Below are 18802 nucleotides of genomic sequence, written 5' to 3'. Positions count from 1 at the left end.
TTGTCCGGGGAAGGCCTCCGGCGCTGGCCGGAGGCCGGGTGGGGTCAGCAGCTGCTGGCGCGGATACGGTCGAGCATCTCGCTGCCGTACTGATCGGTGTAGATCTGGTAGGCCGGCTCGACGGCCTGCTGAAAGGGCGCCGGGTCGACGTCGGTCTTGACGGTCATGCCCTTCTCGCGCAGCAGCTCGACGCCTTCGCGCTCCAGCCGCGACACCTCCTCGCGGGTCGCCGCGGCGGACGCCCGGGCCGCCTCGTGGAACCACTCGCGCTCCTCGTCGCTCAGGCCGTCGAGCAGCAGCGGCGACCCCAGGATGGCGGCCGGCGAATAGACGTGCCCGGTCAGCGACAGGTGATCCTGTACCTCCCAGAAGTTGGTCGCCACGATCACCGTGATCGGGTTCTCCTGGCCATCGACGGTGCCCTGCTGCAGCGCGGTGAACAACTCCGGGAACGCCATCGGCGTCGGGCTGGCGCCCATCTGGCGGAAGGCCTCCTGGTGGACCCGGTTCTCCATGGTGCGCACCTTCAGGCCCCGGGCCTCCTCGGGGCCATTGACCTCACGCAGACTGTTGGTCAGGTGGCGGAAGCCGTTCTCCGACCAGGCCAGGCCGACCAGCTCGTGGCCGTTCATCCGCTCGAGCAGCGCCTGGCCGATCTCGCCGTCGAGCACGCAGCGGGCCTGGTCGTAGTCCTCGAACAGGAACGGCAGGTCGAGCACATAGGTCTCGGGCACGAAGTTGCCGAGCGGGCCGGTGGAGGTGATCACCACGTCCACGGTCCCGATCTGCAGCCCCTCGATCATGGCGCGCTCGCCCCCCAGCGCACCCGAAGAGTGCTCGGTGACGGTGAAGGCACCGTCGGAGAGACGCTCCAGGGTCTCCTTGAACGCCTGGGCGCCGACCCCGTAGTGTGACGTCGGCGACAGCGTATGCCCCAGGCTCACCTCGGTGGCCGCCTGGGCCTGAAGGGTGAGCGCGGTGGCGGTGAGACCGCCGATGGCGGCGGTGAGCGCGCGGCGTGCGAAACGCTTGGTCATGATCATGCCCTCTTTCGTTGTTGTTGGGTCATGCCACCACACGGTGGCTGCAACCCCGTTCAAGCTCCTGCCGGGAGTGGCAGGGTGACGGCTCATGTGCGTTCGGCGAGGAACGCATCGATGATCTCTCCGAAGTCGGCGTCGCCGTGGAACCCCAGCCGCTCGGCCTTGGCCGTGTCGAAGCGCACCGGCCAGGCGGACACGATGGTGCGGATGCTCGCGTCCGGCACATGGCGCACCCGCGCCACCGCCTCGTCACCGGCGACCTCGCGCAGCACCCCGAGCATCTCGGCCACGCTGACCGTGATGCCGGGCAGCATGAAGGCCCGAAACGCCCCCAGCGCATCGCCCGGCACCTCGGCGCCATGCACCAGCGCCTCGACCACCCGGCCCGGCGACATCACGAACAGCTCCTGGTCGACCGGCACCGGGCAGATCGCCTCCTCGCCGTTAAGCGGCTCGCGCAGGATGCTCGAGGCGAAGCTCGACGCTGCGGCGTTGGGCCGCCCCGGGCGAATCACGATGGTCGGCAGGCGCAGCACGCGGCCGTCCACCAGGCCGCGGCGGCTGTAGTCGTTGATCAGCAGCTCGCACATCGCCTTCTGGGTGCCGTAGGAGTTCTGCGGCTGCAGGGCGGTCATGTCGTCGAGCACCACGGGCAGCTCGCCGCCGTAGGCCGCCACCGAGCTCGCCATCACCAGCCGTGTCCCGCCGAGCCCGTGGGCGCGACAGCCCTCGACCAGCGCCCGGGTGGCGTCGAAGTTGACGGCCATGCCGAGGTCGAGGTCCTCCTCGGCGGCCGAGCTGACCACCGCCGCCAGGTGATAGATGGCCTCCGGCCGCTCGGCGAGCACGCCGTCGAAGGCGCCCGGGGCGGTGATGTCCAGTGCCCGGGAGACGACCTCGATGGCGCCGGCGTCGGGTTCGGGTGGCGCGACTTGGTCGATCAGCGTCAGGCGCCGGATCGGCCGCCCGTCGAGTTCGCCGCGCGCCAGCAGCTGGCCGACGAGTCGCTGGCCGAGAAAACCGGCGGCGCCGGTGATGACGATATGCATGGTGGTCTCGCCTCCTGTTGTCCTTGTTGCCTTGGGGTCTGACCCCATTCCCGACCGAAGCCGGCGACACCGGCTAACTCGCCGATCTCGACATCCCCGGGGGTCTCCTTGGGGTCTGACCCCGATCCCGACCGAAGCCGTCGACACCGGCTCTCTCGCCGGCCTCGACAACCCGGGGGTCAGACCCCCGTGGGGGAACGACTCCACCCCGGCGGCGGCCGCCCTGGGTGACTCGACTCGCATCCCGGGGGTCAGATCCCCGTGGGGGAATGGCTCAGCCCGTACTCCTTTCCCCACCCCAGCCCCTCGCGGGTGCCGCCGGCCGGGCGGTACTCGCACCCCACCCAGCCGCCGTAGCCCAGCGACTCGAGCCGCTCGAACACCGCCGGGTAGTGCACCTCGCCGACATCCGGCTCGTGACGCCCCGGCACCCCGGCGATCTGCACATGGCCGATGCGGTCGAACTGCCGCTCCAGGTGGCGGATCAGGTCGCCCTCCATCACCTGGCAATGGTAGAGGTCGAACTGCAGCCGCAGGTTGTCGGCGCCCACCGCCTCCAGCGCCGCCAGGGCCTGAATCTGGCGGGAGAGGAAATAGCGCGGCATGTCGCGGGTGTTGATCGGTTCGATCAGCACCTCGCGCCCCGCCTTCGCCGCCTCGCCGGCGGCGAAGCGCAGGTTGTCCAGGTAGGTCGCCTGGTGCGCCGCCCGGGTCTCGGCATCGGCGTCCGCCGGCAGCAGTCCCGCCATGGCGTGGACCCGCGGGCAGTCGAGCGCCTCGGCATAGCGCAGCGCCTCCACCACCGAGTCGCGAAACTCCGCCTCACGGCCCGGCAGGCTGGCCAGCCCGCGCTCGCCCGCCGCCCAGTCCCCCGGGGGCAGGTTGAACAGCACCTGCTCGAGCCCGGCGTCGCGCAGGGCCGCGCCGATCGCCTCGGGCGAATGGGCATAGGGGAAGAGGTACTCGACGCCGCGGAAACCGGCATCGGCCGCGGCCGCGAAGCGGTCGAGGAAGTCGTGTTCGGTGAACAGCATGCTGAGATTGGCGGCCAGTCGGATCATGATCGTGTCCTGTTGGAGTCGGAGTCAGTCGCGCGGAAAGCGCGCCTCGAGCTCGGCGACCTGCTCGGGGGTCAGGGCCCGCGGATTCTGGCCGCGCAGCAGCAGGTAGAGCCGCGCGGTCTCCTCGAGCTCCTCGGTGGCATAGACCGCCGCCTCGAGCGACTTGCCGGCCACCACCGGGCCGTGGTTGGCCAGCAGCACGGCGCTGTGCCGGCCCGCCAGGCCGCGCACCGCATCGCCGAGGCTCGGGTCGCCGGGCATGTGATAGGGCACCAGCGGCAGCCGGCCCACCCGCATCACATAGTAGGCGGTCAACGGCGGGATGCAGTCGCAGGGGTCGACCTCGGGCAGGCAGGAGACGGCCACCGAATGGGTGGAGTGCAGGTGGACGATCGCCCCGGACTGTGGCCGCTCCCCGTACATCGCCATGTGCAGGAAGCTCTCCTTGGTCGGCTTGTCGCCGCCGAGCAGCCGCCCGTCGCAATCGAGGCGCGAGATCCGCGCCGGGTCGAGCCGCCCCAGGCAGGCGTTGGTCGGCGTCATCAGCCAGCCGCCGTCCTCCAGCCGCACGCTGATATTGCCGCTCGAGCCCAGGGTCAGCCCACGCTCGAACAGCGACTTGCCCAGGGTGGAAATCTGCTCGCGCAGGCCGTTCTCGTCGTGTGCGCTCATGGCGTCTCCTCCGTTGGCAGCACCGCGAAGGCCCGGGTGAAGAAGTCCTCGCCGCCGAAGTTGCCGGACTTGAGCGCCAGCGACAGCGGCGTCTCGCGCCCCGCCAGCGGCGCCTGGGTCCAGGGCACGCCGGGGTCGATCTGCTCGCCGATGCGCAGCTGGCGAATCCCCAGCGCCGAGACCACCGCCCCCGAGCTCTCGCCGCCGGCCACCACCAGCCGCCCCACCCCCTCGTCGACCAGGGTCGCGGCCAACCGCCCCAGGGCGTCCTCGACCAGTTGCCCAGCGCGCTCGACGCCCAGCGCCGCCTGGGCCGCCCTCACCCGCTCGGGGTCGGCGGAGGCGTAGACCAGCACCGGCCCGCCCCCCGCCAGGTGGCCACGGGCGAAGGCCAGCGCCGCCGCCAGGTGATCGTCACCCTCGGCCAGCGCAAGGGGATCCAGGGCGAACCCCGGATGACGCGCGAGGAAATGCGCCACCTGGCCGAGGGTGGCCCGGGAACAGCTGCCCGACAGCACCAGGGCGCCACCGGCGGCGGGCTCGAGCCGGCCGGGCTCGGTCACCTCGCCCAGCCAGCCATGACGCCGATACTGCCCGGGCAGCGCCTGCCCCAGCCCCGAGCCGCCGGTGACCAGCGGGAAGTCCACCACCGCCTCGGCCAGCACCTCGAGGTCGTGCTCGTCGAGGGTGTCGCAGACCACGTGCCGCACCCCCTGCCCCGCCAGGGCGTCGAGGTGCCGGCGCGTCGCCTCGCCGCCGCCGGCCAGCACCGCGTACGGCGCCAGCCCGACCGGGTGTGGCGTCTGGCGCGCCAGCACCCGCACCAGATCGGCATCGGTCATGGGGTTGAGCGGGTGGTCCTGCATGCCGCTGTCGTTGAGCAGCCGGTCGCCGACGAACAGGTGCCCCTGGTAGACGGTGCGGCCGTTGACCGGAAAGGCCGGCACCATCACCGTCTGGCTTGCCCCCAGCCGCTCCGTTTCTGTCGCCCGCAACCGCTCCAGCAGCGCATCGCTGACCGGGCCGATATTGCCGGCGTCGGTGGAATCGAAGGTCGAGCAGTACTTGAAGAAGATCTGGCGGGCGCCACGAGCCTGCAGCCAGTCGAGCGCCGCCAGCGAATCGGCCACCGCCTCGTCGGCCGGGCAGGAGCGGGACTTCAGCGCCACCACCACCGCATCGACATCGTCCAGCGCCAGCGGCTGCTCCGGCACGCCGATCGTCTGCACGCAGCGCATGCCGCCGCGCACCAGGTTGTTCGCCAGGTCGGTGGCGCCGGTGAAGTCATCGGCGATGGCGCCGAGCACGATGGCCATGGTCATGCCCCTCCGTCGTCGTTGGCCGCCCGCGGCAGGTCGATGCCGGAGAGCCGCTGGTAGACCTTGATCACCGCGGCGTCGTCCTCGCGCCCGAAGCCGGCGCCCCGAGCCGCGGTGAACTGCTGCAGGGCGCTGGCCGCCACCGGCGTCGGCATGGCCAGCTCGCGCCCCGTCTCGTGCACGATGTTGAGGTCCTTGACGAAGATGTCGACGGCGGAGAGCGGGGTATAGTCACCGGCGAGGATGTGCGGCACGCGGTTCTCGAACATCCAGGAGTTGCCGGCCGAGTGGGTGATCACCTCATAGACGGTCTCGGGGTCGAGCCCCATGCGGATCCCCAGCGCGATGGCCTCGGCGGCACTCGCGATATGCACGCCGGCGAGCAGCTGATTGACCAGCTTCATGCTCGAGCCGACGCCCGGCGCCTCGCCCAGGCGGTAGACGGTGCCGGCCATGGCGTCGAGCACCGGTGCCGCCCGCTCGAACGCCGCCTCGGCACCGGAGGCCATCACCGACAGCTCACCGGCCCGGGCCTTGGCCGCGCCGCCGCTGATCGGCGCATCGAGCATCAGCAGATCACTGGCGGCCAGGCGCTCACCCAGCCGCCGCGCGAAACTCGGCGCCACGGTGGCGCACTGCATCACCAGCCCGCCGGGAGGCATCCGCCCGGCCAGGCCCTGCTCGCCGAACAGCACCGCCTCGACCTGGTCGGCGCTCACCACCACCAGCAGGACCACCTCGCACCGCCCGGCCAATGCCTCGGGGGCCGCGACGCAACGGCCGCCACGCGCCTCGAAGGCCTGCCGGGCCTCGGCCGAGATGTCGCAGCCGACCACCTCCAGCCCCGCCTCCCGTAGTACGGTGGCCGTTCCCAGCCCCATGGCGCCCAGGCCGATCACCCCCACCCGGGGCTTGCCTGCCGTCGCATCGCTCATTCGCTCGCCTCCCGCTGGTTGCCGTCCGCCCGCGCTGCGCACCGGCTGGTAAACCTGACTGGTAGCGCTAACATGTTAGCGCTATCATCTGTCCTGGAACTGTTTGTAGATGATCCCCTCGCGGGCGGCAAGCATCAGACAGGGAGCTGCGACCAATGTCTAACCGGACACCGACGGAGCCACGACGGCGCCGCGGCTCGGCCCAGCCCACGCTCAAGGAGGTCGCCGAGGCGGCCGGCGTCTCGGCGATCACCGCCTCGCGTGCCCTCAACGCTCCGGAGCGGGTCAACGCGGCCACCCGCACCCGGGTGCTGCAGGCCGTGGAGCGGCTCGGCTATGTGCCCAACCTGGTGGCCGGCAGCCTCGCCTCCGCCCGCTCGCGGTTCATCGCGGTGATCGTGCCGTCGCTGGCCAACGCGGTCTTCATCGAGGTGATCCACGGGCTGCAGGAGACCTTCGAGGCCCAGGGCTACCAGATCCTGCTCGGCAACACCGACTACGACCTGCAGCGCGAGTACCAGCTGATTCGCACCTTCTTCGGCTGGTCGTGCTCGGCGCTGGTGACCGCCGGGCTGCGCCACAGCGACGCCTGCCGCACCATGCTCGAGGGCTGGGACCAGCCGATCATGGAGGTGATGGAACTGGGCGAGGCGCTCGATCTCAACGTCGGCCTCGACCACCGCGACGCCGGCCGCTGCATGGCCCGCCACCTGCACGCACGCGGCCACCGCGCCATCGCCTATGTCGGCGCCGGCATGGCCGCCGACTATCGCGCCGGGCTGCGCTACGAGGGCCACCGCGAGGTGCTCGCCAGCCATGACCTCGATGCCCCCTGCCTCGACATCGGCCGGCCCGGCGGACTCGACGCCGGCGCCCGGGGGCTGGATCTCGCCCTGGAACGCCACCCCGACCTCACCGCCATCCATTTCGCCAACGACGACCTCGCCGCCGGCGCCCTGCTCCACGCCCAGCGCCGGGGCCTGGGCGTGCCCGGCCAGATCGCCATCGCCGGCTTCAACGGCCTGCCGCTCGGGCGACACGTCACCCCGCGGCTGACCACCATCCTCTCCCCGCGCCACACCATCGGCCGCCTGGCCGCCGAGGAAGTGCTTCGGCGCCTGGCCGGCAAGGCGGTGCGACGGCGCCAGCACGACGTCGGCTTCACCCTGGTCGAGGGCGAGAGCACCTAGCCGTCGTCACCCCGGGCCATAAAACGCACGACGCCGCGGCAATGCCGCGGCGTCGTGTGCATCCGGGATCGTGAGGGCGCCGTCTCAGCTCGTCGGTAAACGAGCCACCCGCCCCATCTACCCAAGGCAGACTAACAGCGGTGACGCCTCTTTCCACCGCCAGGGAAGCAGGGCCTCGAGGTTGTCATCCTCACTGAGTGTCGGCAACGTCTCGAACACGAACTGCGAGTACGCGTAGGGCTCTATCTGTTAACGTAGTTATTCCCGCTCAACGCACACCCGGCTCTTTGAGAAGCAGGAACTCCCCAATACCCGAGTGTTCGTCCCGCTGGTCGAAAACCAGCAGGAAGTGTTGGAGAAAAGGAGCCAAGAGAAAATTAGTCGTTAGCCTCGGTCACTTCCTTCAGCAAGCCGACCAACTCAGTGGCCACAAAGGGATCATCAATCTTTACGCCTTGCATAGAGGTTCCTGGGGCCCAGGTCTGGGGGTCGGTCAGGAAGGCTTCAAGGTTATCAGCAGTCCATCTCCCGCGCTTGCCCTTTAATGCGGCCGAGTAGTCGCGATAATCACTCGAGGCAATGGACTGACCATATACGTTTCCTATACTTGGCGCATTGAGTTCGGCTCCAGCAATGTCCTGGGGCTCGAAGGAGTGACATTGCATGCACATGTCCAGGGCTTCTCGCACCTTACGAGACTGCACGGCATCATAGTCCTTCTTTTCGAAATAGTTGTCGACGATATCACTGAAGAAGGTATTATCCGAGACCGTCAGGAAAATCAGAAAATTGTCATCCGTCCACAGGACCAGGCGGCCATCACTGTGTTGATGCACATGCCGTAGTCGCTTACCAACCTCGATGGGCTCTACAAACTTGACGCGATTATCGCGTATGCGTATCCGATGTAGGCTCCGACCTTTCAAGCTCCCCATCAGCAAGTCACCATTCCAGCTATCATCGAATCCCTCGACGCGTGTCATGCCAGAGATCGCCACCGAAGGAAGCCAGGCAAAGGTGGGAGGGGCAAAGGTGTCGTGATGGCCGTATGAGATCGCCAGCGGCCACGGGGTACCGTCATAGGCAGTACCCAGAGTTTCCGATGGCCAACCATAGTCGTTACCCTCCACGATACGATTCAGCTCATCCCCGCCTCGCGGACCATGCTCGACAGCCCATAGCTGGCCCTCACGATCCAGAGTGATGCCCTGGATATTACGATGCCCCGATGAGATGTTGCGGGCAATCCCCGTTTCCAGATCGATGGCCACCATCTTGCCGTAATCCATGTCGGGCCGCTGGGCCACCGCCTCAGGTCCGTAAACGCCATCCCAGTGATAATCACCATTGGCGGTGTAGATCGTAGAAGGGGGCGAGAACACCATGCGTCCACCGGCTACCTGAGGCTCAATAGCCCGGCGCTGTCGCTTCAGGGGCAGGCATGGTTCTGAGCGGTACAGGATATCCCAGTCCTGGGGCCTTGCCTCGAGCTGATCGATATTTGAAACGCCTTCCTCAATGGCCAGTGTGGCAATGGTATTGCGATAGCAGACCGCCTCATCATCAAACTCAGTGTATGATACAGCCAGCCCTCTCCCCGCCGAGGTGTCGAAGAACAGGAGGTCATTGTAACGGTAGCGACCCAATCCAACAGCATGATCGTAATCCTCGTATTCCACCATCCTTGAAATCTTGGTGTATTTATCAAAGCCATTTCCCGGTGACTCAATGCGTGTTTCTCGCACATCATCGACCGAACTAGCGGCAAAAATCCTTCCCTTATGAGTAACTAACAGAACCACATCGCCGAATGAGGTCATCCCCCCTCCCGAACCATCACGGTCGACGGGGATGCGAACTCCATCTCCACGGATTCTCAAGAATATGGTCGGGAATTCGTTAGAATAATGGCTTACCAAGTGTGAATCCAGCTTAACTCTCACTGGCCGTACAAACTGGGCCAGCTCTCGGCTCCGCTCCTGCAGGAACTGATGGGTTGGCAGTCCATATGCAGTGATCACATGCCCGGTGAAGACTCCCCCTGCCAGCATGGTCCCCACCACAAGCGACAAGACGATGACGATTAGGCTCCTGCTCATCTCGTTACCCTCATACCCGCGGATTACATTATTAACAATAACCATACACATTGAAACACTTCACAGCCATCAGTCATTCTTCCTAAATGCTGGTCAGCCTACTCATCAGACCGCCATAGAACAGCGCCAGGGAAATGCTCAGGTGGCAAGCAGCAGTACCGGACGCTCGAAGCCACCGACGCATATCAGCGCCTGGAGAGCCAGCTCGTTGCCTCCTGAAGGGTCGCCTCCACGGCGTCGGCCACGCGATGCATCGTGTCGGACGACAGGGTGTGATCGACCAGGAACATCAGGCTGGTCTCGCCGAGCCGGCGCGCCACCGGCAGCCGCTCGGCGGGCCGGTAGCCGGTCCCGTCGAAGGCGCTCTCCCGGTAGATCTCGCTGCAGCCACCGTGGAGACAGATCGCCCCCCGGGCCTGGATCGCCGTCACGATGGCATCACGATCCCAGCCCGGCCCCAGCGCCTCGGGCTCGACAAAGGCGTAGAACTTGTAGCAGGCGGGCTCCGCCTCGGGCGGCGGCAGGGGTACCCGCAGCCCCGGCAGGCGGCCGAGCCGCTCGGCCAGCACGGTGGCGTTCGCGCGCCGCTGCACCAACCAGGCCGGCAGCTTGCGCAACTGCACCCGGCCGATGGCGGACTGCATCTCGGTGAGCCGCCAGTTGGTGCCGAAACTCTCGTGCAGCCAGCGGAAACCCGGCGGGTGCTCGGCATGCACCGCGTCCCAGCTCTTGCCATGGTCCTTGTAGCTCCAGGCCCGGCGCCAGTGTTCCTCATCGCGCAGCAGCAGCATGCCCCCCTCGCCGCCGGTAGAGAGGATCTTGTCGGTACAGAAGGAGAAGGCCGCGGCATCGCCGATGCTGCCCACCAGGCGACCGCGCCAGGTGGCGCCATGAGCCTGGGCACAGTCCTCGACCAACCACAGGCCATGTTCGTCGGCCAGCGCCCTCAGGCCAACCAGGTCGCAGGGCCAACCGGCCAGGTGCACCGCGATGATCGCCCGGGTGCGCGGGGTGAGCACCTCACGCACGCCCTCGGCGGTCAGGTTGCCGGAATCCGGGGCGACATCGGCGAACACCGGCCGCGCGCCCCGGGCCACCACGCAGGAGACCGAGGCCATGAAGCTGCGCGGCGTCACCACCACCTCGTCGCCGGGACCGACGCCCAGGGCGTGAAGCGCCAGCTCCAGGGCCACGGTGCCGTTGGCCAGGGCGATGGCATGGGGCACGTCATGGAAGGCGGCGAACTCCCGCTCGAAGGAGATCCCCTCCTCGCCGCTCCAGTAGTTGACCCACCCGGAACGCAGCACCCGGCTCACCGCCTCCAGTTCGTCCTCCTCGAAACGTGGCCAGCCTTCCATTCCCGCCTCCCGGCGCCTGGGGCGCCCTTCCAGTCGCGACGCCTCAGGCATCCGTCTTCTGGCGATACGGCGCCGGGAAAACCGTGCGCCACAAGTAGACCAGGTCCATGGTGAAGTGGTCCAATTGGAGCGAACACACCGATAAGCCTCATAATAGAGGCAATGGAGGTGTTCATGACCAAGAAGACTCGACGTCGGTTTTCCGATGAATTCAAGGCGGATGCGGTGAGCCTGGTGATCGATCAGGGGTATTCCGTATCCGAGGCCGCCCGGCGCTGGCGTTTCAGGGGCAGGCATGGTTCTGAGCGGTACAGGATATCCCAGTCCTGGGACCGTGCCACGAGCTGATCGATATCTGAAACGCCTTCCTCAATGACCAGTGTGGCAATGGCATTGCGATAGCAGACTGCGTGGCTATCAAACTCACTGTAGGAGACAGCCAACCCTCGCCCCGCCGGGCTAACGAAAAATAGGAGGTCATTGTAATGATAGCGGCCCAATTGAACAGCATGATCATAATCCTCGTATTCCACCATCACCGCAATACGATGACAATTAGGATCCTGCTCATCTCGTCACTCTCACACCAGATGTTTATATTATTAATAATAAACATACAAATAGAATCACTGCAGATTCATCAGCCATTCCTCCTAAATGCTGATCATCCTCCTCATCAGGACGCTACCCCTACCTGTCAGCGTAGTTGTCAACTAACCCAGCTTAGAGATGGCGATAGCAATGGGTCATGGCAACACGATACCTGATTGGTCAGGTGTTGCACTTGGTCATTGCGACCGCCCCCTTGGCTAGCATTTAAATACACCTCATGAGCTCATGAAATGATTACTTAACCCTTTGCTAGAAAAGGGCGAATTGCTAGCATCGGAGTGGCGACCTCAATGGGTATTTGCAACCATATTCATATATTTATCCAGCTCGGATCTCAATCCTTTTCTGACCGGGAGCTGCCACAACAATTTTCCCCAGTTGTGATTTCCTTCTACGAGATAGACCCCCGAATCCGTTACTGCAACATCCCAACCCACGATACTTGCCCTCGGCTCGACCAAGGCCGCACTCATCGCCAACTCAATCACCCTGTCCCAATGGGGTATTTCTATGCCGTCGAACCCGATCCCCGAGATGGGGTGTTTCTCGTAGTATTCGGCCACACCAGATCTTGTGCTGACTGCTGCTCCACTGACTTTACCTGTGACCGAATCAACTGCTGCTGCATAACCGCCTGAACCAAGATTATCGACATCCCCGCCATTACCAAATCTGACTCTAGAAAAAAGTACCTCGACGTCTCTACCATCGGTATAAGTAACGACTCGCACAGTATTCAGACAGGATGGATTTACAGCCCTCAGTGCCTCATGATTGACGAGAGTTCTCTCCACAATATATTTCTGACCATGCCTCAATTTCTTGCTTATCTTTTTATGAAGTTCATCGTCAGTTAGGCCACTTGCGTCAAGGATGAATCCTCCGGCACCGCACTGACCGTCTTCCGGTTTGAAAAACCAGCTACTGACGTCTTGGTCAATCAACCGTCTCACGATGGAGCCGTCAACATCCGGCCAAGAAAGAATGCCTACATGCTCCGCCATCAAATTATCGAATTTATTACGAAACTTTTCTTTTGATGAAAAGGTGGATATGACTTCTCTTGGCACAAATCTTCTTTGAGCCATCCACATCGCTGTCGTCCCTGCCCAGCCTGACCGCTCTTTCTTTCCCATCCCCGGGAAACGAAAATAGAAATATTCGGAAGGTGAAACCTTGTAATATAGAGTTGACATCATCAGATCGGCCAGCACGCTCACCCAGGAAGAGCCATTATTCCCTTTGACATCATGAGCCAACCTCCATATTTCACGCCAATCGGTCTTGAGCAAACAATATCCCCACCCAATTATAGCCTTCATCGCCGCACCTCAAGACACGAAATGACGAAGCACTCAAGTCAGTTACCTTGCTTTATGGAAAGCAGTACTAACCTTTGGCTGCCCGGGGTCACCTACGCTGCGACCCTGCCAGGTGAGGCCATGGCCTGGGTAAGATCAGTTGCCAATCAGCCCAAGCGCCGCATTGGCCGTGCCGGCACCCCCACCATGGTGGCACCATCCTCCACGTCGCGTACCACCGCGGCGCCCGCCCCTACCATCACGCCTTCGCCCAGACACACCCCCTGGCGAACGGCAGCGCCCACCCCCACCCAGGTGAAGCGCCCCACCGAGACGCCGCCAGCAAGGTTGGCGCCGGGTGCCACATGCACGCCGCACGCCAACCGGCAATCGTGCCCCACCGTGGCCGCGGTGTTGATGATGCCCCCCCTGGCCACCAGGGCGTAAGCGTTGATCACGGCACCGGCCACCACCACGCAGCCGGGCGCCACGGTGGCGAAGGGACTGACGATGGCCCGGGGGTGGATCAGGGTCGCCAGGTTCCCGCCATGCTCGAGCAGGCACACCAACCGCTCGTCGCGGACGCGGTTGTCGCCGATGGCGACCGCCACCTCGTCGAAGCAGGCCAGGTCACGCAACAACGCCTCGAAGGTTCCCGCTACCGGCCACTGCTCCACCATGTCACGATCCGGGAAGGCATCGTCATAGAAGCAGACCTCTTCCCAACCACTCTGCAAGGCGATGTCGGCCATCACCTTGCCGTGGCCACTCGCCCCCAGGATGGCCAGTCGTCCAGGATTACTCATGGGTGCCCCCCCGGAAACGCGGCATGGCGACGTCCCCAGCGTGGGCGATTCCCTCGCGCCGCAAGACCTTACGCAAGGTCAGCAGGAGGATGCGGAGGTCGACCCGCAACGAGCGGTGGTCCACGTACCACACGTCCAGCACGAACTTCTCCTCCCAGCTGATGGCATTGCGCCCATTGACCTGGGCCCAACCGGTCAGCCCCGGCTTGACCTCGTGGCGCCGGGCCTGGCAGGGGGTATAGAGCGACAGGTACTCCATCAGCAGTGGACGGGGGCCCACCAGGCTCATGTCTCCCTTGAGCACATTCCACAGCTCGGGTAATTCGTCCAGGCTGGAGGCCCGCAACCATCGGCCGAAGGAGGTCAGCCGTCGATGGTTGGGCAGGGGCTCCCCGTTCGCATCGCAGTCGTCGCGCATGCTGCGGAACTTCAACATCTCGAAGGGGCGCCCATGCAGACCGGGCCGGAGCTGGCGGAACAGCACCGGCGAGCCAAGTTGCCAGCGAACCAGCAGCGCCACCACCAGTAGCAATGGCGACAGCAGCAACAGGGCCACTCCCGCCACCAGGAGGTCTAGGCAACGTTTGCTCATGTTGGACATACCTTCTCCCGAGCCGGAACCTGTGCCGATTTGAGTCCGAGGAACGTCAGCAGTCGTTCGGTCACCTTGTCGGCGTCGAAGCGTTGCTCGGCAAGGAGCCGCGACATCCTGCCCATTTCGGCTGCTCTCGGCCTGTCGGCGATCAGCGTCCCTATGGCCTGAGCCAGGACCCCGGCATCGTGGGGCGGGATCAACAAGCCATTCACGCCAGGTACGACGGTATCGCGATAGCCAGTGCTGTCGTTGGTAATCACCGCACGCCCCACCGCCATGGCTTCCTGGGTACTCCATGGAACTCCCTCGCGATAGAAGGAAAGCAACACGAAGACGCTGGCCCGCCTTAGATGATCGGGCACGTTGCTGACCACACCGTGATAGTGGATGACCCCCAGAATCGATGAGCCTTGAGTACCGATCAATGCAATCTTCATGACGCCTCCTGATCCACGAGCATGGCGTGACGACTGGCAGCGTAGGCAGCAGCAGCCAGGAACATCCAGAACACCGGCTGATGGGTCAGGTGTTGCACTTGGTCATTGAGACCACCCATACTACCAATATCAGAATGAAAATTAATGCACTTCTTATGACACTCCATTTCACCTCACTCGCCAAACATCCACACAACATCTAAAGACCGATAATAGTCAAAACACTGTGATCTACACGCTCTGAATCATAGTATCGCTTAGCCAGTTCAAGACTCTCCTTTGCCATTTTCTGTATCTCGCCATCGTCCGACTGAAGCACATTCATCATTGCCTTCACCAACGAAGAAACACAACGGGGAGTCACAAGGTAGCCATTTACACCGTGTTTTACGGTCTCACGGCACCCAGGAGAGTCTGTCGTAATGATCGGCCGCCCTGTCGCCAATGCCTCCAGAACTGAACGTGGAGTTCCTTCTCTATAGTAGGAGGGAAGGACGTAGTATCTGCAAGCAGCCAAGGATTTTTGAACACTATCTAATTTTCCAAGGTATTCAATTACTCCTTCACTTTTCCAAGCATCCAACTCATCATATGTAATAGCACCTGGCCCCGACTGAAGAGCACCTGCCAGCTGAAATCTGGCATCATGAAAGCGTTTTTTTATTTGTCTAGCTGCTTGTACATACTCTCTTACTCCTTTGTCAGCAACCAATCTTGCCAACATAAGGAAAACGGGATCCGAAGGTAATTCATTGTACGGAAAGCTCCGAAGGTCTACTCCCGAACCATAAACACGAGCAGAAGCCCCGTTAACCAACCCCAACCTCTTAAAAAGAGATTGGTCATCTGGATTCTGAAATATAGTAACATCGGCATTGTGCAATGAGCGACGATAGAGATTTAACTGAGCGAAATGAGATAAAGTCCGTCGCCAACCACCACTTTCTGAAAACGCATAGCCAAGCCCGGTGATCATTGGAAAGAAACGGATACCCCCTACGGCCCGGACCGCCATGCCACCATATATAACTGGCTTCGCTGTATAAGCAATCAATACTTCTGGCCGATGTTGTCTCAGCAGAGCAACTATCTGACGCTCAAGTCTCCAGTCAGAGACTGGGTTTAGCCCCCCTCTTGAAAGAGAGAGAGGAACGAAAGAAATTCCTAATTTTTCTAATTTTCGGCGTACTTCATCTACCGCACTATCGGATGCAGCAGCAGTCAACACCTCATGTCCACGCTGACGTAGCCGTTTCAACAATGATCCACGAAAGTTGACCAGGGAGCGAGACGCTCCACCAATCATCATCACTTTCTTAGGCTGTACAGTTCTATCAATGTTATTTATCAATGCCGTATTAATCATCTAAAATCCTCTGCTTGCCGGATCCCTGAACCGTCCCGGGATTCCCGGAGGCTCCAAACCTTGAGAGGATGGAGCCCTCGCGCATGAACAGGCCCTGCTCGGCCAGACTGGCGTTGATCTCCTAGGCTATGTCTGAAAAGTCGACGAGCGATGGTCAGACAAGGCAAAAATCGGCGAAAAGACGGAGTTTACGGGGTGTAAATAAGGTCTTTGAGCTGATTTTTAACGCCGTATGGCCGAGCGCAGACACTTTTCGGACAAAGCCTAGAAGATGCGCTGGGTCAGCGCATGCTTCTCCAGCAGATGGCGGAAACGCAGCAGCGTGGTGGCGTCTGGCACGCTCTCGATGGCCAGATCGATTCCGATGAAGTCACGCATGGCCTGACTGTCGTAGATGGCGTCTTCAAGCGCCTCGTCGGCGAGCACATACCACTGCTGCAGGAAGTAGATCCGCAGCATGCGCTCCAGGCCGATCGGCGGGCGCCCCCGCATACCCGCCGCACTCGGGAAATACGATAGCGATAGTGCGTCTATCAGGCGTTGCCATGGCACCAGGGCATCCATTTGGGCCAGGAACCGCTCGCGGCAGGTGACCTTTTTCTTGTTCTGGTGCTCGGCTTGGGCGAACGAGATCTGCTTCATCGGGTGGCTCTGATCAGGCAGTGGCAGGAGGACTGAATTCTACCCCGCCGATAGCTGCCAGGCAGCTATCGGCGGTATTTATGCAGCGTTTCCCTAAAGCATCCTTCATTAACCACCTATTATAAATGGCTTCTAACCAGCGTGACAGGAAAAGGTCAACGGCAATTCCTAGGGTAAACCTCACCGTCAACCGCCGCCTCCATGGATCCCATGAATTCAAGATATTTCATCGCCACACTCGGCGTATAAAAGTCTTTCCATCGATCATTATAATTTTTTATATCATCTGCGAGAGCATAGTCGATCGACTCCGCCAGTTTCACGGTATCCCCGCATTCCACGACCCTTCCCCACTTGCCATGCTCCAGTATCTCTGCCGGGCCATGGGGGCAATCGAAACTCACAATCTTCACCTGCGCATACAACGCCTCTACCACGACATTGCCAAGGCCTTCCCAGCGTGAAGACAACACAAAGCAATCTGCCACCTTCAGCAACGACATCACGTTGGGCTGATAACCAAGAAATCTTATCCGTTGATCGACCCCCAGGTGAACGGAAAGCCTTTTCAGCGCTTCCATCTCCTCTCCATCACCTACGATAAGCAGAACGGCATCCGTCGTTACTTTGCTGAATGCCTTGATCAACAGGTCAAATCCCTTCTGCCGGTGCAATCGCCCGACGGCGATCACGATTTTCTCTTCCGGTCGGGCATACCGCCTTCTCTCCACCGGTTCCAAGGCCTTGCCCATGTCCTCATCGATCACCGGGTTGTAAAGAACCTGCACATCACCACAACCAGAAGGCAGAAACTTCTTCATCTGGGCAGCCAGTCCGATCGACACTCCGGCGAATCGCCTAGTCCTCATTGCCGACATACGAAGCTCGAGACGTGCCAAGGAAGCAACCAGCACCTGTTTCACCCCACCTGCATAATCTAGGGCAACATGCACAGTTCCGTAAAGTGGTGATGAATTTCTCGACATCAGCAGAGCAATGCTCGTCAGAAAAATATGAGGAGAGGTACTCGCGACCACAGCATCGAACTCCCCTTCCCTTCTGAAGAACCTCGTCAACGGCAAAGCACAGAAAAGTTTGTGATAGCGCAGCTTGTCGGGCCAGTTCCCCAGATATACCACACGGGCTTCACTCGAAAGACGCGCTATCACCTCCTTCGGAGGTACAGGACAGACAATGGTCACGTCATGTCCACACCGGAGCCACTCATTGGCAAGCGCCACTCGCCTCTCCTGTATACCACCTCCGGCATTCATGGAATGAACCGAGATGCATATTCTCATCTTTCTGCCCTCACCACATGGTACACTTGGCCAACGCCGGTGTCTTTCACCAAACTCACAGAAGTACTCAAGTTTTCGATGGAAGAGTCAACGTCTTCAATGCTCGGAAAGAATGTCATTCCCTCGACAATCCCGCGGACCACGATTCCCAACTTTCTGAACTGCCTCATTCTGGCGAGCTTGAAAAGAATTCTGGCATTGAACCTGACAAGAGCCAATATTCGTCTTGGTGAGCGATATCGCCGAGCGATGAAAATATTGTTACGGATCAAGTAACGGTGGAATCGTAATCGAACGGGATCACTTTCCGAGAGCACGCTCGGGCGCCCCCCCATCTGCCTGAGATGCAACACCTTACTGGCACCAACAACGAATCCTGGCGAGTCTCGGGTAATCCTCAAAGTAAACTCGGTATCTTCCCCCCAGATGAACATCGAGGCAATCGGCAACCCGTACTGCTCGAGAATATAACGAGGTACCAGGATCGAAACAAAAGTCGCCCTTTCGACAGGCATCATCCCATACTGCACCATCGCCGGCCACTCGCCGTAACCAATTGAATTCTTTCTCTTGCTGGACGTGGGAGTATTCGTAATCAGGCCACTTTCCGTATAGGCCGCAGAAAGGAGAAATGCCCGACCAATGCCCTTCTCGTCCAGCAATGCATTTGCCTCCAGCAATCGCTGCAGGGCATCCGGCTCCGGAATCACGTCATCATCCATCATCCAGACGTGGTCGGCCCCAGCCTGATAGGCAAGTCGAAATCCCGCGTTGAAACCACCTGCAGCACCAATGTTCCTGGACAGTGTATAGACCTTCAACCCCGAATAGTCAGCGTCCAGCAGCATCTCCTGGGTACCATCGTTACTCGCATTGTCGATGACGATTACACAGTCGCAGGCACGAGTCTGTGCATAAATGGCGTCAAGGCAGCGACTGAGAAGGTCCTGTCGATTATAGGTCAGTATTACGGCGACAACCTTGTCCATAGTACCCCCCGCTTATGGCTCAGGCGA

The 18802-nt window shown here is 61.9% G+C and carries 16 protein-coding genes and 2 pseudogenes; 2 read left to right on the top strand and 16 right to left on the bottom strand.

Annotated features, from left to right (window positions below; translation table 11 throughout):
* Positions 1-44: 44 nt before the first annotated feature.
* The 6 genes from AC5W54_RS16205 to ltnD all read right to left on the bottom strand — a co-directional run bounded on the left by AC5W54_RS16205 (position 45) and on the right by ltnD (position 6079).
* Entirely contained in the window at positions 45-1037 is a 993-nt protein-coding gene (locus AC5W54_RS16205) for a TRAP transporter substrate-binding protein (protein WP_495963126.1), read from the bottom strand.
* A 92-nt stretch (positions 1038-1129) separates the two neighbouring features.
* Positions 1130-2092, bottom strand: a complete 963-nt coding sequence (denD, locus tag AC5W54_RS16200; RefSeq protein WP_495963125.1) for a D-erythronate dehydrogenase — start codon at positions 2090-2092, stop codon at positions 1130-1132.
* 251 nt (positions 2093-2343) lie between these two features.
* Positions 2344-3153: a 2-oxo-tetronate isomerase gene (gene otnI / locus AC5W54_RS16195; RefSeq protein WP_495963124.1), complete on the bottom strand. Its 810-nt coding sequence runs from the start codon at positions 3151-3153 to the stop codon at positions 2344-2346.
* 24 nt (positions 3154-3177) lie between these two features.
* Complete coding sequence (gene otnC / locus AC5W54_RS16190) at positions 3178-3825, bottom strand: 3-oxo-tetronate 4-phosphate decarboxylase (RefSeq protein WP_495963123.1); 648 nt, start codon at positions 3823-3825, stop codon at positions 3178-3180.
* Positions 3822-5141 (bottom strand): 3-oxo-tetronate kinase, encoded by a 1320-nt coding sequence (gene otnK, locus AC5W54_RS16185; protein ID WP_495963150.1) that lies wholly within the window; start codon positions 5139-5141, stop codon positions 3822-3824. The genes otnC and otnK overlap by 4 nt, the downstream gene beginning before the upstream one ends.
* Before the next feature lie 2 nt (positions 5142-5143).
* Positions 5144-6079, bottom strand: a complete 936-nt coding sequence (gene ltnD / locus AC5W54_RS16180; RefSeq protein WP_495963122.1) for an L-threonate dehydrogenase — start codon at positions 6077-6079, stop codon at positions 5144-5146.
* 155 nt (positions 6080-6234) lie between these two features.
* On the opposite strand from ltnD, the gene AC5W54_RS16175 reads away from it, so the two are divergent.
* The gene (locus tag AC5W54_RS16175; RefSeq protein ID WP_495963121.1) at positions 6235-7269 is read left to right on the top strand and encodes a LacI family DNA-binding transcriptional regulator; all 1035 of its coding nucleotides are present in this window, start codon (positions 6235-6237) and stop codon (positions 7267-7269) included.
* Between the two features lie 377 nt (positions 7270-7646).
* Here the strand turns inward: AC5W54_RS16175 and AC5W54_RS16170 are convergent, their stop codons facing one another.
* Both AC5W54_RS16170 and AC5W54_RS16165 read right to left on the bottom strand, forming a co-directional pair.
* Positions 7647-9089, bottom strand: coding sequence for a PQQ-dependent sugar dehydrogenase (locus AC5W54_RS16170; RefSeq protein WP_495963120.1), 1443 nt, complete (start codon positions 9087-9089; stop codon positions 7647-7649).
* Between the two features lie 464 nt (positions 9090-9553).
* Positions 9554-10726 (bottom strand): DegT/DnrJ/EryC1/StrS family aminotransferase, encoded by a 1173-nt coding sequence (locus tag AC5W54_RS16165; protein ID WP_495963119.1) that lies wholly within the window; start codon positions 10724-10726, stop codon positions 9554-9556.
* Positions 10727-10900: 174 nt separating this feature from the next.
* Here AC5W54_RS16165 and AC5W54_RS16160 point away from each other — a divergent pair.
* Positions 10901-11002, top strand: a pseudogene (locus tag AC5W54_RS16160) (transposase); the annotation flags it as partial.
* Positions 11003-11625: 623 nt separating this feature from the next.
* Here AC5W54_RS16160 and AC5W54_RS16155 read toward each other — a convergent pair.
* From AC5W54_RS16155 to AC5W54_RS16120, 8 genes and pseudogenes are all read right to left on the bottom strand, one after another.
* On the bottom strand, positions 11626-12660 hold the full coding sequence (locus AC5W54_RS16155; RefSeq protein ID WP_495963118.1) for a sugar-transfer associated ATP-grasp domain-containing protein: 1035 nt from the start codon (positions 12658-12660) through the stop codon (positions 11626-11628).
* Between the two features lie 146 nt (positions 12661-12806).
* A complete protein-coding gene (locus AC5W54_RS16150; RefSeq protein ID WP_495963117.1) occupies positions 12807-13445 on the bottom strand; it encodes an acetyltransferase in 639 nt (212 codons plus the stop codon).
* Complete coding sequence (locus AC5W54_RS16145) at positions 13438-14037, bottom strand: sugar transferase (protein WP_495963116.1); 600 nt, start codon at positions 14035-14037, stop codon at positions 13438-13440. Before AC5W54_RS16145 ends, AC5W54_RS16150 begins: the two co-directional genes overlap by 8 nt.
* Positions 14034-14477 (bottom strand): glycosyltransferase, encoded by a 444-nt coding sequence (locus AC5W54_RS16140; RefSeq protein WP_495963115.1) that lies wholly within the window; start codon positions 14475-14477, stop codon positions 14034-14036. The genes AC5W54_RS16145 and AC5W54_RS16140 overlap by 4 nt, the downstream gene beginning before the upstream one ends.
* Positions 14478-14676: 199 nt before the next feature.
* The gene (locus AC5W54_RS16135; protein WP_495963114.1) at positions 14677-15843 is read right to left on the bottom strand and encodes a glycosyltransferase family 4 protein; all 1167 of its coding nucleotides are present in this window, start codon (positions 15841-15843) and stop codon (positions 14677-14679) included.
* A 267-nt stretch (positions 15844-16110) separates the two neighbouring features.
* Positions 16111-16485 (bottom strand): annotated as a pseudogene (locus AC5W54_RS16130) (transposase); the annotation flags it as partial.
* A gap of 155 nt (positions 16486-16640) precedes the next feature.
* Positions 16641-17759, bottom strand: a complete 1119-nt coding sequence (locus tag AC5W54_RS16125; RefSeq protein WP_495963149.1) for a glycosyltransferase — start codon at positions 17757-17759, stop codon at positions 16641-16643.
* 23 nt (positions 17760-17782) lie between these two features.
* The gene (locus tag AC5W54_RS16120) at positions 17783-18775 is read right to left on the bottom strand and encodes a glycosyltransferase family 2 protein (protein ID WP_495963113.1); all 993 of its coding nucleotides are present in this window, start codon (positions 18773-18775) and stop codon (positions 17783-17785) included.
* Positions 18776-18802: the final 27 nt, after the last annotated feature.

Source organism: Halomonas sp. LMYGS-3, from assembly GCF_059509875.1.
This window is presented reverse-complemented; position numbering and strand designations above follow the sequence as displayed.

Excerpts from the sequence above, each read along its gene's own strand:
- AC5W54_RS16205 (WP_495963126.1), bottom strand. The coding sequence starts at position 1,037 with ATGACCAAGCGTTTCGCACGCCGCGCGCTCACCGCCGCCATCGGCGGT.
- denD (WP_495963125.1), bottom strand. The coding sequence starts at position 2,092 with ATGCATATCGTCATCACCGGCGCCGCCGGTTTTCTCGGCCAGCGACTC.
- otnI (WP_495963124.1), bottom strand. The coding sequence starts at position 3,153 with ATGATCCGACTGGCCGCCAATCTCAGCATGCTGTTCACCGAACACGAC.
- otnC (WP_495963123.1), bottom strand. The coding sequence starts at position 3,825 with ATGAGCGCACACGACGAGAACGGCCTGCGCGAGCAGATTTCCACCCTG.
- otnK (WP_495963150.1), bottom strand. The coding sequence starts at position 5,141 with ATGGCCATCGTGCTCGGCGCCATCGCCGATGACTTCACCGGCGCCACC.
- ltnD (WP_495963122.1), bottom strand. The coding sequence starts at position 6,079 with ATGAGCGATGCGACGGCAGGCAAGCCCCGGGTGGGGGTGATCGGCCTG.
- AC5W54_RS16175 (WP_495963121.1), top strand. The coding sequence starts at position 6,235 with ATGTCTAACCGGACACCGACGGAGCCACGACGGCGCCGCGGCTCGGCC.
- AC5W54_RS16170 (WP_495963120.1), bottom strand. The coding sequence starts at position 9,089 with ATGACCTCATTCGGCGATGTGGTTCTGTTAGTTACTCATAAGGGAAGG.
- AC5W54_RS16165 (WP_495963119.1), bottom strand. The coding sequence starts at position 10,726 with ATGGAAGGCTGGCCACGTTTCGAGGAGGACGAACTGGAGGCGGTGAGC.
- AC5W54_RS16155 (WP_495963118.1), bottom strand. The coding sequence starts at position 12,660 with ATGAAGGCTATAATTGGGTGGGGATATTGTTTGCTCAAGACCGATTGG.
- AC5W54_RS16150 (WP_495963117.1), bottom strand. The coding sequence starts at position 13,445 with ATGAGTAATCCTGGACGACTGGCCATCCTGGGGGCGAGTGGCCACGGC.
- AC5W54_RS16145 (WP_495963116.1), bottom strand. The coding sequence starts at position 14,037 with ATGAGCAAACGTTGCCTAGACCTCCTGGTGGCGGGAGTGGCCCTGTTG.
- AC5W54_RS16140 (WP_495963115.1), bottom strand. The coding sequence starts at position 14,477 with ATGAAGATTGCATTGATCGGTACTCAAGGCTCATCGATTCTGGGGGTC.
- AC5W54_RS16135 (WP_495963114.1), bottom strand. The coding sequence starts at position 15,843 with ATGATTAATACGGCATTGATAAATAACATTGATAGAACTGTACAGCCT.
- AC5W54_RS16125 (WP_495963149.1), bottom strand. The coding sequence starts at position 17,759 with ATGAATGCCGGAGGTGGTATACAGGAGAGGCGAGTGGCGCTTGCCAAT.
- AC5W54_RS16120 (WP_495963113.1), bottom strand. The coding sequence starts at position 18,775 with ATGGACAAGGTTGTCGCCGTAATACTGACCTATAATCGACAGGACCTT.